At 72.3% G+C, this 13807-nt stretch carries 11 protein-coding genes; 2 read left to right on the top strand and 9 right to left on the bottom strand.

The features are described from left to right. The first annotated feature begins 135 nt into the window (after positions 1–135). Both JJJ14_RS11915 and JJJ14_RS11920 read left to right on the top strand, forming a co-directional pair. Positions 136–441: a type II toxin-antitoxin system TacA family antitoxin gene (locus JJJ14_RS11915; protein ID WP_003788750.1), complete on the top strand. Its 306-nt coding sequence runs from the start codon at positions 136–138 to the stop codon at positions 439–441. Further along, entirely contained in the window at positions 438–953 is a 516-nt protein-coding gene (locus JJJ14_RS11920; protein ID WP_201444251.1) for a GNAT family N-acetyltransferase, read from the top strand. Before JJJ14_RS11915 ends, JJJ14_RS11920 begins: the two co-directional genes overlap by 4 nt. A gap of 73 nt (positions 954–1026) precedes the next feature. On the opposite strand, the gene JJJ14_RS11925 is transcribed toward JJJ14_RS11920, so the two are convergent. From JJJ14_RS11925 to JJJ14_RS11965, 9 genes are all read right to left on the bottom strand, one after another. Further along, positions 1027–1893 carry a glutathione S-transferase C-terminal domain-containing protein gene (locus JJJ14_RS11925; protein WP_201444252.1) on the bottom strand — a complete coding sequence of 289 codons (867 nt, stop codon included), beginning with the start codon at positions 1891–1893 and terminating at the stop codon, positions 1027–1029. 173 nt (positions 1894–2066) lie between these two features. Beyond that, positions 2067–5102: a hypothetical protein gene (locus JJJ14_RS11930; protein WP_201444253.1), complete on the bottom strand. Its 3036-nt coding sequence runs from the start codon at positions 5100–5102 to the stop codon at positions 2067–2069. A 390-nt stretch (positions 5103–5492) separates the two neighbouring features. After that, positions 5493–6344 carry a hypothetical protein gene (locus JJJ14_RS11935; protein WP_201444254.1) on the bottom strand — a complete coding sequence of 284 codons (852 nt, stop codon included), beginning with the start codon at positions 6342–6344 and terminating at the stop codon, positions 5493–5495. Further along, complete coding sequence (locus JJJ14_RS11940; protein ID WP_201444255.1) at positions 6344–6784, bottom strand: YbjN domain-containing protein; 441 nt, start codon at positions 6782–6784, stop codon at positions 6344–6346. Before JJJ14_RS11940 ends, JJJ14_RS11935 begins: the two co-directional genes overlap by 1 nt. Positions 6785–6907: 123 nt before the next feature. Continuing rightward, positions 6908–7399 (bottom strand): hypothetical protein, encoded by a 492-nt coding sequence (locus JJJ14_RS11945; RefSeq protein WP_201444256.1) that lies wholly within the window; start codon positions 7397–7399, stop codon positions 6908–6910. A 161-nt stretch (positions 7400–7560) separates the two neighbouring features. After that, positions 7561–8616, bottom strand: coding sequence for a hypothetical protein (locus JJJ14_RS11950; RefSeq protein ID WP_040322109.1), 1056 nt, complete (start codon positions 8614–8616; stop codon positions 7561–7563). Positions 8617–9152: 536 nt separating this feature from the next. Beyond that, positions 9153–10283: an ABC transporter ATP-binding protein gene (locus JJJ14_RS11955; RefSeq protein WP_201444257.1), complete on the bottom strand. Its 1131-nt coding sequence runs from the start codon at positions 10281–10283 to the stop codon at positions 9153–9155. Further along, positions 10280–12361, bottom strand: a complete 2082-nt coding sequence (locus tag JJJ14_RS11960; RefSeq protein ID WP_236592839.1) for an ABC transporter permease — start codon at positions 12359–12361, stop codon at positions 10280–10282. Before JJJ14_RS11960 ends, JJJ14_RS11955 begins: the two co-directional genes overlap by 4 nt. Then, positions 12361–13458 carry a thiamine ABC transporter substrate-binding protein gene (locus JJJ14_RS11965; protein WP_201444258.1) on the bottom strand — a complete coding sequence of 366 codons (1098 nt, stop codon included), beginning with the start codon at positions 13456–13458 and terminating at the stop codon, positions 12361–12363. The genes JJJ14_RS11960 and JJJ14_RS11965 overlap by 1 nt, the downstream gene beginning before the upstream one ends. Between the last annotated feature and the right edge of the window lie 349 nt (positions 13459–13807).

Consider the following 13807-nt stretch of genomic DNA (forward strand, 5'->3'; position numbering starts at 1 on the left):
CGCTGTCTTCAGCAGCCCAGGGCGCTGCGCTCCTCCGGCCCCACCCAGCCCGAGCGCCCACACCGTGCACGTCACTGACCTTGCACACCCTCCCGCCTGTACGTACATTGTCCGTACCACTAAGGAGGCCAAAGCATGCCGATCTCAACAGCCCGCAGAACCCAGAGAATCGATCTGCGCGCCACGCCGCGCCAGGAGACCCTGATTCAGCAAGCGGCCTCCCAGACGGACCGCTCCGTCAGCGAGTTCATCCTGTCCTCAGCAACGCTCGAAGCTGAACGCGTCCTTGCCGACCGCCGCTGGTTCTCCGTGACATCAGAGCAGTTCGATGCCATCGAGGCCGTACTGGACGCTCCGCTGGAGGAGACGTCCCGCTTCGCCCGCCTATGGAACCGCCCCTCCCCCTTCGGGACCCGCATCGACCTTGACGACGAATCGTGAGCACCGGAGCTCTCGAGTCCCCGCGGCGCCTCAGGCGCCAGGACGTTACGGCCGGTTTCCGCAGCGGGGCCACCGAGCTGGATGACTGGTTCCAGCGCTACGCATGGCAGAACCAGAAGGCCAACAACGCCGTCGTGTACATCACCGCCCAAGATGACGTCATTCTCGGATATTACGCCATCACGACGGCCACATACTCCCGCGACGATGCACCCCAGGGACTCAACCACCGCAGCCACCCTGAGGAGATCCCGTGCATCCTCCTGGCCCGGCTTGCGGTGGACGAGCGGGCTCAGGGGCGGGGCGTTGGTGCAGCACTGCTCAAGAACGCGATTGAGCGGTGCTACAGGCTCAGCCGAGAAGTGGGCGCCGCCGCCCTCATCGTGCACTGCCGAGACGAGCAGGCGCGCGCCTTCTACCTCGCCAACGGCGACTTTCTTCCCTCACCGGCCAACACCTTGCACCTGCTGCTGTCCATGAAGCAGTTGAGCCGGATGCTCGAGTCCTCCTGACCCGAACCGGCCGCGAGAGCCAAGCGCAGACCCGGACCGACGTCGGCGGCCCCGCGCCGGACCGGCGCTGTCTTCAGCAGCCCAGGGCGCTGCGCTCCTCCGGCCCCACCCAGCCCGAGCGGCCCTCCAGGGCGCGGAACCAGCGGGCCAGCGCCGGCCAGAAGGAGATCGACGGCGCCTCCCCGCCGGGGTAGTGCTGGCGCCCGCCGTACTCGTAGGACTGGACGGTGGTGAACAGGCGGATGTCGCTGCCGGTGGGTTTGTCGCCGCACAGGTACTGGCCGATGGCGACGACGGCGGACAGGGCCGGCCCGTCGAGCATCGTCAGGCCGTCCTCGCGGGAGGCCTCCATCCGCGTGGCCCGGGCCAGGAGAGTGTCGATGACGTCGAAGCCCACGAGGACGCCGTTGGCCGCCGCCGCGGCCTTCTCCGGGTCCTGGGAGTGGGTGGCCACCGCATGGCCGACGTTGATCTGCGAGCCGATCCACGCGTCCCAGGCGTCGGTGGAGTTGCGGCGGTTGAGCGGATAGAGGTCCGGGGCTCCCTCGCGGTGGAGGTCCCACCAGGCGGTGGACAGGTCGAAGAGCAGGTCGCCGGAGTCGTCGCTGACGACCTGGCCGGTGGTGGTGTCCACGAGGGCCGGGACGGTGGGGGGAGGCGTATAGCCGGGTGTCTTCTCGTAGACCTCGGCCAGGGAGCGGGCGCCGAGCGCCGGATCCACGCCGGGCTCGCCGTCGGGACCGGTCAGCTCCCAGTATCCGTCCGCACCCTTACCGTAGCTCCAGGACACGGGGATCGCCTCGGTCAGACCCAGCAGGCGCCGGGCGATGAGAACGCGGCGGCACCACGGGCAGGCCCCCGACGCCACGAGTCGGTAGCGCCCCGCCTCCACGGGAAGGTCGCCGCTGGGTGAGAATCGGCGTGAGACTGCGATGGCCAAGGGGTGCCTCCCGGAAGGGTCGTCGAGGGGTCGTGATGCCCAAGGCTAATCATTCCTCGCGCATCGGCCGCCATCACCCGATTCACACGGGGCGGAATCCTCCACTCCGCGCCCGCCGACGCCGGATAGTCCTCACTGACCGGGGGCAACGGCGGCAGAGCCCGCGCCACACGTCAGCGCAGCGTCTCCTCCACGGAGGCCACGAACTCCAGGGCGTCATGCCCGTCCCAGTGCGGCTCACCCAGCAGGTCGCGCACACGGGCGCAGGCGGCCAGGGCCTCGTCGCGCTCGCCACGCTCGGCGTGCAGGCGGGCCAGCATGCACAGGGCCCGCGAGGCCGAGTCGCGGTCCTCGGTGTCCATGTAGCCGTCGTAGGCGGACTCGCAGTGCTGGACGGCCTGCCAGTTCTGGCCGGTGCGCCACAGGATCCAGGCCATGTCGTCGTGCCAGTCGCCGATCTCCCAGGCCGAGGAGTAGCCCTCGGTGTCGGCCACGCCGGCGAAGGCCTGACGGGCCTCCTCCATGATCTGGCGGGCCTCGTCGAGCCTCCCCCGGGCCATAGGCAGGGTGAGGTCATCCACCAGCGCCCGCGCCGAGCGGCGCAGCGCCCGCCCCCGGTCCAGGCAGCCCTGGTCGGTGCGGGTGTCCTCCAGGTCGGCGGCCTGGCGGAACAGGCCGGCTGCGCCCACATTGTCCTTGAGGTTGGAGGCGGCCATCGCCGCGTGCGAGAGGTATTCCCCCGCCAGCGCCCGGCGCCCCTGCTCCTGCAGGATGCGGGCGGCGGCCAGCGAGTGCTCGGCGACGCTCTCCTCCTCACCCATGGCCATGCCGGTCTGGGCCAGGAGCCGGTGCAGGTACAGGGCGATGCTCTTGGCCCCGGTGCGCTGGGCCAGGGACAGCGCGGACTCCAGGACCTCGGCGCTCTCCAGGTAGCGCTCGGAGGCCTCCAGCGCCGAGCCCAGGGACAGCAGGGAGGCCACGGCGTAGAGGGTGATGCCGGCGGCCAGCATGATGTTGGCCTGCTCGCGGAACTGGGCGATGGCCTCGTCGAACTGGCCCACCTCCATCGAGGAGATGCCCAGCAGGCGCCGACCGCGGGCGGCCAGGACCGGGGAGACCTTCTCGTGGCGGCGCATGACCTCCTCGGCCAGCAGGCAGCCGTTGTAGACGTCGCCGCACTCGGCCAGGACCTCAGCGCGCGCCATGTCGAGGATGTCCTCCATCCGCTCGGCATGCCGGTCCTCGGGGACGGCCTCAGCGGCGCGGGCGACGACCTGAATCGCCCCGAGCGCCTCGTCCTTGGCATGCAGGTCGGTGAGGACCGAGGCCCCCACGAGCAGGGCGTCGGCGGCCAGAACGAGGGCATCGGTGCCCCCGGGGTCGAGCAGCTCGGTGGACACCAGGTCCTCGACCTGGGCCTCGATCTGCCCGATGAGGGAGGTGGCCCGCTGCAGGCGCTCATCGCGCACGGCGTCCTGGGATAGCTCGGCGATGGAGTCGGCGGTGATCTCGTTGTCGAGGTTGAGCAGGTCCACGTAGTAGGCGCCCAGCGGCCCGAAGGCCAGCTCGACGAGGGGGCGGATCCGCAGGCGCTCGGCGATGGCCTCATCCATCTCGGTGCGGCAGGTCATGGCGGCGGCCCGCAGCAGTCCCGTGTGGTACTCCAGTCCCGGGATCTCCTCGCCGCGCGGGGGCAGCAGGTCGCGCGTGGCCACCTGGTCGACGACGTACCAGTAGTCCATCGTCGAGGAGCCGATGGTGCGGCGGTGGTCGACGTAGCGACGCACCGCCTCCTCGCCGTTGCGCACCGGCCGGGGCCGCACGAGGTCCACCAGGGGGAAGGGCGCGTCGCCGCTCTGGTGGCTGGTGGCGGCGCGGGCTCGTCGGCCGGCCGCTTCCTGGCTCGACGACGTCGTGCGGGGCGCGTGCTCCTGAACCAGGCCGTTGTCGTCGGCCACGAGGCCCAGGAGGGAGGCGACGTCAGGTGCGGCGCCGTCCTCGTCCACGGTCAGGCTCGTCTGGGCCGCCTCGGGCAGCTCCTCGGAGGGCTCCAGGAGGTCGACCTCCACGCCCAGCCCGTGGACCGCGCCGGGGGCGGCGTCGAAGGCCGCCCGGGCCAGGGAGCGCTCCAGGTGGTCGGAGATGGTGGAGTTGCCGTTGCGCAAGTCGAACTGCTGGGCCAGGCGCCGGGCCCAGCCGGTCATCTCGGCGTAGACGCGCGAGATGGTGGTGGAGGCCTCCAGTCCCGGCAGCGGGTACCACAGGTCGGCGGCCGGGACCTCGACGCCGAGGGCCTCCTCGCCGCGGCCGGCCCGCTCGGCCTCGCGCAGCACCAGGCTCATGCCGCGCAGGGCCGACAGCAGCACGTAGGCGGACTCGGCCTGGGCCAGCCAGGACAGGTGGCGGCGCAGGAGCTCCAGGCCCCGGTCCACCCGCCCCACGAGGGCCAGGTACTCCAGGTGGTAGGCCAGGGAGATGAGGGCCTTGGGGTTGCGGCGGATCTCCCGGTAGGAGCGCAGGTGCGCCTCCCAGGCCGCCCGGGGCCGGCCGGAGGCCAGCAGGGGCAGCAGCACGAGGGACTGCGTGGTCTGGGGCTGCACGGAGCAGCTGACGGCGCCGGTCAGCACGGGCACGGCGGTGGCCACGGCCAGTTCCCAGGCCTCGGTGCGGTAGGCGAAGGCGACCTGACGCATGGGGTCACAGCCCTCGCAGTCGGCGTTCTCGTCGCGGTGGGTGGCCCGCCAGGCGGCCAGCTCCTCGGCGGCCTCCTCCTCGAGGCCCAGCAGGCCGGCGACAGAGGCGCGCTCACCGTGGACGACGTGCATGGAGGCGCCCCCGGAGCGGTAGAACTCCTCGAGGCTGGCCTCGAGCTGGCGCACCTTGTCCTTGGAGACCCTGGGGTTGGCGCCCGCCACGGCCACCGCCCACTTGAAGTGCCAGTGCAGGGTGCGCACCTGGGCGTCGTCGAAGGCCTCGGGGCGGCGCTGGTAGCGGCCGAGGTTCCACGAGAAGGGTGCCAGCGCCTTCCACGCCTCGTTGCCCTGCTGGTAGGCCTCGGTCAGGGCCAGCCGGGTGGCGATCCGCAGGTCCTCGTCGCCCAGTGCGTCCGCCCAGCTGACGGCCTCCGCGATGAGGGCCGAGGTCTGGGGGCCGTGGCCGAGGGCATCGGCGTAGGCCAGACGCTCGAGGATGTCTTCGCGTGTGGTCATGGAGTCTGTCCTTCCGGGCGGAGCCTGACGTTGCACCGTCATGAGGCGAAGGCTTCCACCGTGTGCTGCAAGAACGCACGGAATGCGCTCCGCCGACCCCAGGGATGCCGTGGGTGGAGCGTCATCCCGCACCGCTCACCGGTGAACGGCGGCATGGGCATCTCGTGCTCCTTTCGTCCAGAGGGCGGTTGTCCGACATCCAGTGTTACCGAACAGTTATAGAATCCGCTACTGCAACGGCCAGCGGCAACTCGGCCGCGGGGCATGTCGGAGGTGGGTACCCTCCGACCGCACCGGTCGACCCCAGGACCGCCCACTCCGACGCCGGCGCCCGTCACTCCAGTATTTCCAACGGATGCCACCGCACCGCGTCGGCGAGGCCGGCGAGCGCTAGGACACGAGCAGGGGCTTGGGGGTGTCGGTTGTCTCAGACCCGGTTCCGCCCTCAGCATCACCCGGGGCTGCGGGGCCCGGCCCGTCGACGACGGCGGCCATCTCCACCGTCGCATCGGCCATGCCGGCAGCTGTGTCGGCAGCCATGCCGGCAGCCGCGCCTTGCGTCGCCACCGCAGGAGCCTGCTGGCTCACCTGCGTGGGCCCTCCTCCCGCGACCTCAGCAGTGCCGACGGTCTCTGCGGCCCGGGCGGGCCGGGGCGCCTCGGGCAGGGCGATCACGGTCGCCCCGCCGTCCTCTCCCTCAGTGTCGATCTCACCGACGGTATCAGGCCCGCTCTCGACCCGGGGCGCGCCCTCAGCCTCCGGCCCGACGTCGGGCCAGCTGTCGGCAGCGGCGTCCTGGGCGGCCAGAAGGTCGAGGACCTCGCGCAGGGCCTGATCGACGCCGTCGAGGGTGAAGTCCAGGGTGCCGGCCAGCTGGGCGTCGTCGAGCCCGGCCCCGATGTTGGTGAGGACCTCGGCGCACAGGCTCAGGCCGGCGTCGTCGACCTCGGTGTAGAAGGCGGGGATGAGCCGGCCGCTGGAGACCTCCTGGGCCACGGCGCGCACCCGGGAGAGCTCCGCGGAGCCCGGCCGGGTGGCGGCGAGCCGGTGGTGGGCGCGCACGGCGAGGATCCGCCGGTCGACCACCATGAGCACGTAGTCGAATCCGGCCACCGAGAAGTGCACCACACCCTCGGACAGGTCGAGGTCGTAGCGGTGGCCGCGCTCGGCCATCCAGGCGGCGAGCCGCCTGAGGGTCACGGTCGGGGTCACCGACCTCTCCGGCTGATTCCACCAGGCCATCAGTCCTCCTCCCAGGTAACGAGCTCGGGGAAGCGCTCCTCCACCGTGGAGAAGAAGGCGCGGGTCATGCCCAGGCCCATGTCCATGAAGGCGTCGAGCTGGGCCTGGCTCATGCCCGCGCCAACATAGGCCACCATCTGAGTGCTCAGCAGGAGGTGGCCGGGGTCGTGGGCGGGGGTGACGGCCAGGTCCGGGCCGTAGGTGGAGCGGTGCTGGGCATCGATGAAGGCGCGCATCTCGTCGAGGCGCTCGGCCGCCGGGCGCCCGCGCCACATGCCGGCCACGACGAGGGCGTCCTCCTCGTCATGCAGGTAGACGCCGATGTCGCAGCCCGGGAAGCCCATGAAGACGGCGCCGTCCTCCTCGGGGCCGGCGGTGATGTCGTGCTGGGACAGCCAGGTCTCGACCCGGTCCAGGGTCAGAGCCGGTTGGGCGCTCATGGGATCTCTCGCCTCCTACCCGGTGCGGGACATGATGCGGATTCGGTGCGGATGGCGCCGCTTGGGGGTGCGGCGCGCAGCTGATGAGCCGGCTCGGGGCCGGTTCAGGCGCAGGGCGGGCCGTCAGAACTCGATGTCGGAGGCGATGTCCGCGACCGTGTCGACCTGGCCGGCGCCGGCCTGTGTGCTGCGCACGCTACCCGCTGAAGCCCCCCGGCCCCTAGTCGAGCGCGGGGCACCGACGGCGTCGGGGCGGTTCCCGGTAGCCGGGCCCGCTGCGCCCGCCGGTCCGGCGGGGCCCCGGGAGGCGGCAGGGGCGCCGGGACCCTCCGGGAGTCGTGCCAGCGCCTGGTCCAGGGAGCGGCCCAGGACGCCGGAGGCCGACTCGGCCAGGGTCAGGCAGCGTGAGTCCATCTGCTCGGAGGCCTTGTATCCGCGGCGGCCGGCGGCCGGGCTGCGTCGCCCTTGGCCTGCGCGCGCGATGGGCTCGGTGCGCCCGGTGCGGGAGCGCTGAGCAGCACCCGAGGAGGCGGCCCCCGCTCTCCCGTCCGCCTTGGCACCGGATGACCGGGAGAAGGAGGCGCTGTCTTGGGACTTCTTGCGGAAGCCGACCATGGTGGTCCTTTCGGGAACGGTTCCGAGCGGCGTCGGGCCGCCCGGGGGACGAAGAGCTGACAGGCCGACGGGACGACGAAGGAGTCGCGCGATGCGCCGTCGGGCTCGAGCCGTCTGCGCGCCGCCTGTGTGCCAGGCCGGGCGGACGGCGGGTGGGAACGCTAGCGGGGCACCTCGCAGGAGAGCTGGTCGGCGGCATGGGCCTGCTGGCTCCACAGCTCCTCGGTGAAGGTGTTGTCCAGGATGGAGCGGGCCAGCGGGTCGTCGGGGCGCATGATGTCGCGCACCGTCTGCAGGATGAGCTCGCGGCGGTCCTCAAGGCCCTCCTGGCCCAGGATCTGGGCCGAGCGGCCCAGGCCGCCCATGAAGTTGACGTACTCCATGGCGTGGTACTGGGGGGAGACCTCGTCGGGGCGCAGCTGGTGGGTGCGGGTCTCCAGCGCCTTGCGCACGTCGCGGCGCAGGGCCTCCTGGCCGCCCTGGGAGCGCACGTAGAAGGGCAGCAGCCGGTTCATCATGAGGTGGTGGGCGATGGCGTAGTCGACGTAGTAGAAGAAGGCCAGGCCCACCCCCTCCTCGGCGGCCTGCTCCGACTCGGACTTCTGCCACTCGGCGTAGCAGGTGGTCTTGGCGACCTCCTTGGCCCAGGTGGGCGCGGCCGCCATGGCCTCGGTGGGCTGGAAGGCCACGCGCGACTTGCAGCGCGGGCAGGTGATGAACACCGGCATGTGGTAGAGCTCGGGCAGCGGCACCGGGTCGCCGCACTTGTCGCAGGTGAAGGAGAACTGGGCCTGGCGCCAGTCGGTCATGGCGCGGTTCCACTCCTCGCGGGCCTGCTCGGCGCGGCCGGGGGCGAAGACCTCCTCGATGATGTTGCGAAGGCGCACCTCGAAGCTGCCCACGAGGTTGGCCGCGTCCTGGAGGCGGGCGGAGAGCTGACGGTCCTCGTCAATGGACAGGTCGGCGTCGATGTCCAGGAAGGGGGCGAAGTGCTTGGCGAAGACCCGCTGGGCCTTGGTGTGCAGGAACATGATCTGGGCCTCGACCTCCGAGCGGAAGGCTGAGACGGAGGCCGGGTCGGTGATCTGCATCTCCATCGCGGTGCGGGCCGAGCTGACGCCGAACTCCCGGGCGCGAGCCTCCAACCGGTCCAGGTAGGTGCTCAGGCGCTGAGTGAGTGCCTGAAGCCGCCGGTAGTAGCGGACGTAGGCGGACATGTCAGGCTCCTTGCGGTGGAGGATCGGGATTATCACTGAGGAAGGCGCCGATTGCCGAGGAGGGAGACACGCGACCCCGGGGCCGGCGACAACGCCGACGCACGAGCCCAGCGCAGAGGCGCCCACGGCTGCCAGCACTGTGGATGCTACTCAACTGGAGACTTCAACTGCGACCTGTTCGTGATCTTTTGGCATCGCCAGGCTCGACATCCGGGCAGGACTCCCCCTTGCCATTCCTCCGACGCTATGGCTTCTCGCCCGCCCACAACGGCGGCGCCACACGGGAGAAAAGTCCTGGTGGAGGCCGTCCCGGGGCGAGCCGGGAAACGCTAGCAAGTGACAAGGATCACGGCGTCACTGCGGGCGCAATCCGCCCTGCTGGGACGCGCAGCGAGACCTTTCCGTGATCGGCAGGTGGCCCAACGGCCTTTAACCGCGCGGTCGTAGGGTAGGTCGCGAGATCGTGCCCTTAACCCTCGACCTCGAGGCATAAGGCACGACCGCGATGACGGGTCCGGCGGCGGCGCACCGGTGTTTTACAGCCGGGCGGTGCGGGCGGGGTCGAGGTACAGGGTGACGCGCGTCCCGGGAGCGTGGGGGCGCCGGGTCAGGGCGGTAGCACGGGCAGCACGGACCGGCTCACGATCCGCCGCCGCATCAGCCTCGACGCCGGACGGCTCAGCCGGCCCGGCCGGTCCCGCCGACCCGTCCGGCCCTGCCAGGGCGGTGAGCCTCTCGGGGTCGAGCTCGACCTCGGCCTCCCACTGGCCACGACGCAGCCGCGAGGCCAGCACGGTGGCCGGCAGCGTCCCCGGTGTCCCCGGTGTCGCCGGTATCTCCGTCTGCGCAGGCCCGTCCGGCTCCCCTGGCTTCCCCGCCGCGGCCTCCACTACGCGCAGCGCGCCGGGGGCGAGGGCGAGGTCGCCGACAACGTCGAAGCCCAGGAACCGCGCCACCTTGCGGCTGGCAGGGTCGGCCCACAGGCGCTGGGGCGTGTCCAGGCGCAGGAGGCGGCCGGCCTCCATAACGCCGACCCGGTCGGCCACGGTCATGGCCTCGTCCTGGTCGTGGGTGACGTAGAGCGCCGTCGTGCCGCCCCGACGCAGGATGGTGCGCACATCAGTGGCCAGCTGCTCGCGCAGGGCCCGGTCCAGGGCAGACAGGGGCTCGTCGAGCAGCAGCAACCTCGGCGCCGGGGCGAGCGCCCGGGCCAGGGCCACCCGCTGGGCCTGCCCGCCGGACAGGGTCGTCACACGCCGCCGCTCGAATCCGGGCAGACCGACGAGCTCAAGCATCTCGCGCACCCGCTCACCCCGCTGGGCGCGCGGCAGGCCGGTGAGCCCGTAGGCGATATTGCTGCCGACGTCGCGGTGCTCGAAGAGCTGGCCGTCCTGGAACATGAGGCCGAAGCCGCGCTTGTGGACGGGCACGCGCACCATGCTCCGCCCGTCCCAGGCGACCTCGCCGGCGGCCACGTCCTCAAGGCCGGCCACCGCGCGCAGCAGGGAGGACTTGCCCGAGCCCGAGGCCCCCAGGAGGGCGACGACCTCCCCGGCGGCCACCTCCAGGTCGACGCCGTCGACGGCGCACAGGTCCCCGTAGGTCACGGCGAGCCCGCGCACGGACAGACCCGCAGAAGCACTGGTGTCACTGGCAGTCGGGCTCATGGCCGCTCGCCTCCATCCGTCCTGGGCCCGCGCGACCGGGCCGTCTCGTTGTTTCCGCCCGTCGTGCCCGCCGCATGCCGGCCGGCGTCCACGGAGGTTGCGCGCTGCGGGGCGGATCGATGCGCCGACGCCCCACCCGGCCTCGACGTCGCGCCCGCGCTCCCGCCCCGCCCGGGACCGAGCCGGGTCTGGAGCCACTCACAGCCGAGCATGACGGCGGCGCTGCCCACCGCCAGGACGACACCCCCGGCCAGCGCCATCCCCTGGTTCTGCGAGCCGGGGCTGCCGATGAGCCGGTAGACGACCACCGGCAGGGTCGGCTCCTGGGGGCGGGCCAGGAACGACGTCGCCCCGAACTCCCCCAGCGACGTCGCCAGGGCGAAGCCGGCCGCCAGCCCGCCGGCGCGCAGCAGCTGGGGACCATCCACGGTCGCCAGCACCCGGCCGGGCCCGGCCCCCAGGGCGGCGGCCGCCTCGCGCTGACGCGGGTCGATGGCACGCAGTGCCGGCAGCAGGGTGCGCACCACGAGCGGCACGGCCACGACGGCCTGCGCCAGCGGGAGGATCCACCAGGAGCGGGTCAGGGCCAGCGGCGGGCGCGCCAGGGTGATGAGGAAGCCGAAACCGACCGTCACGGCGGAGACGCCCAGCGGCAGCATGAAGGCGGCGTCGAGCCCGGTGATGACCCGGGTCAGCGCCCGGCTACGCGGGCGGCGCGAGACCACCAGGCACACCGCCACCCCCAGGCTCAGGGCGATGGCCGCAGCCGCCACGGCCACGGCCACCGAGTTGGCGGCCGCCTCCCACACGGTCACGAGCAGGGCGCTGCGCCCGCCGGTCGAGCCCAGGTCGGTGTAGTTCGCCAGGGTCCAGGCGCCGTCGCGCTGCAGGGAGCGCGCCACCAGCACCGCCATCGGCGCCACCAGCAGCCCCCCGACCGTGGCCGCGGTGACCGCGAGCGCGGGGGTGTCGGCGGCCCGCAGCCGTGGAGCAGGTACCTCGGTGCGCAGGCGCAGGCGCGTCTGGGTGGCGGCGCGCGCCCGCTCGGCCACCCACAGGGCCAGGGCGATGACGCCGAGCTGGACGACCGACAGGACGGCGGCGCCCCGCAGGTCGAGGTACTGGGTGGTCAGCCGGTAGATCTCGGTCTCGATGGTGCCGATCCCCACCCCGCCGAGCACGAGCACCACCCCGTAGGCGGTGGCGCAGAACAGGAAGGTCAGGGAGGCGGCCGAGGCGATGGCGGGGGCCAGCGCGGGCAGGGTGACGGTGGCGAAGGCCCGCATCGGCGAGGCCCCCAGCGCCCGGGCGGCCTCCACGGCGCGCGGGTCGAGCCGCGACCACATGGTGCCCACGGTGCGCACCACGAGCCCGTAGTTGAAGAAGGCCAGCGCGGCCACGACCGCGGTCAGCGTCCCGTCCAGGTTCAGGGCCTCCAGGGGCCCTCCGCGGGTGACCAGGGCGTGGAAGGCGACGCCGACGACGACGCTGGGCAGCACGAAGGGCACGGTCACCACCCCGCGCAGCAGGTCGCGGCCGGGGAAGGCGCGCCGGTAGAGGACGAGGGCACCGGGGATGCCGAGGGCCACGCACACGGCGGTGCCGAGTACCGCCTGGGTGAGGGTCTGCGTGAGGATCCGCCAGGTGCGCTCGCGGGCCAGGACCTCGCCGAAGCCGCTCAGGTCCAGGGCGCCGTCGGGGGCGAGGCCACGGCCCATGAGCGTGGCCACGGGCCAGGCGAAGAAGACCGCCAGGAAGGCCAGCGGGCCGACGACGGCCAGGGTCCAGCCGGCCCGCTCGCCCCAACCGGGCCGGGGGCCGCCGGCGCGCCGGGCAGCCGCGTCACCCCCGGCCGGTCGGACTGCCTGCCCCGACGTCAGCCTCACCCCCGGCGCCGCTGTCACCGGGGAGGCTCCGGCGGCGGGCCGGACCGGACCGCCTCCCGAGACCTCTGCTGAGCCCTGCACCCCGGCCACCGCCCGAGCCCGGCGGGGCGTCCCGGCGGGCTCAGCGTTCCGGGAGGCTCCGGCGTCGGCTCGCGCGGCGTCGGCTCCTGGGGTCTTCTCGCCCGGCGCCATCACTTGCCGACGGCCTCGGTCCAGGTGTTCAGCCACTCCTCGCGGTGGGTGGTGATCTCCTTGGGGTCGACCTTCACCGGCGACTTCGACAGCTGGCCGAACTTGGTGAGGGCCTCGGGCAGGGCGGCGTCGGGCAGGACCGGGTACATGTACATCTGGCCGGGGATGTCCTCCTGGACGGCCTTGGAGAGCATCCACGTCACGAAGGCCTTGCCGCCCTCGGGGTTGGCGGCGCCCTTGAGGACTCCGGCGTACTCGATCTGGCGGAAGGCGGTGTCCAGCAGGGCGGAGGTGGTACTGGAGCTCTTGTCCTTGGAGACCGTGAAGGAGGGCGAGGAGGCGTAGGACACGACGATGGGGTAGGTGCCCTTGCCGCTGCCGGAGAAGTCGGTCTCGTAGGCGGCGCTCCAGTCCTCGGCGATCCGGGCGCCGTTGGCCATGAGCTGCTTCCAGTAGCCGGCGAAGGAGCCGGCGCCGAAGTGGCCGATGGTGGCCAGCAGCCAGGCCATGCCGGGCGAGGAGTTCGTGGGGTTGATGGCCACGAGCAGGCCCTTGTACTCGGGCTTGGTGAGGTCCTCGAAGGTGGCGGGGGGCGTCAGGCCCTTGCCGGTGAAGTAGCCGGTGTCGATGTTGAGGCAGACGTCGCCGACGTCGATGGGCGCCAGGGCCGGGGTGTCGGCGACGACGTAGCTCTCGGCGCCCTTGGGGAGGGTGACGGTGGCGGAGGTGTCGATGACGCCCTGGTCGAGGGCGCGGGTGGCGTAGGTGTTGTCGATGCCGAAGACGGCGTCGCCCAGGGGGGCGTCCTTGGTCAGGACGAGCTTGTTGACCAGGGCACCGGCGTCCCCGGAGGTGGCGATCTTGAGGGTGTAGCCGGTCTCGGAGGTGAAGGCCTTCTGGAGGTTCTCCGAGACGTGGAAGGAGTCGTGGGTGACGACGGTGACGGTCTTGGAGTCGCCCTGGGAGCCGGCCTTCTTGCTCTTTCCGCAGGCGGCCAGGCTCAGGCCGACGGCGCCGGCGGCGGTTCCGGCGAGCAGGGCGCGGCGGCTGAGGGCCGGGCGGGGCCGGCCGGGGCGGTGGGTGGACTGGATGCTCATGTGTGCCTCCTGGATGGTTCTCCGGAGGGCCCGGCGACCATCTGCGGCGCGCCGGGGAGATGGTCTCGACTTCCTTCGCCGGTACTAACCGGAGCAGGTTCGAGGGTCTGCGGGCTTCCGCACTCTCAGCGCCGTCGGCGGCGGCCCGTTGGCCAGTGGCAGCCGGGCCGACGACGGGGCGCTCCCCTGTCGTTGCAGGTCAACTGTAGTTCGAGGGCGTCCGTTGACACCAACTCCATCCGGCCCGCGCGGCACACCCGAGCTCTGCCGCGGCCCCCGCGCGTTCGCCTTCCCGCGCCATCGCCTTTCCGCGTGATCGTAGGGTAATCCTCACGGTCGTACCTTTAAC

Origin of the sequence: Actinomyces sp. HMT 175 (genome assembly GCF_016694895.1) — a bacterium.
GTDB classification, from domain to species: domain Bacteria; phylum Actinomycetota; class Actinomycetes; order Actinomycetales; family Actinomycetaceae; genus Actinomyces; species Actinomyces oris.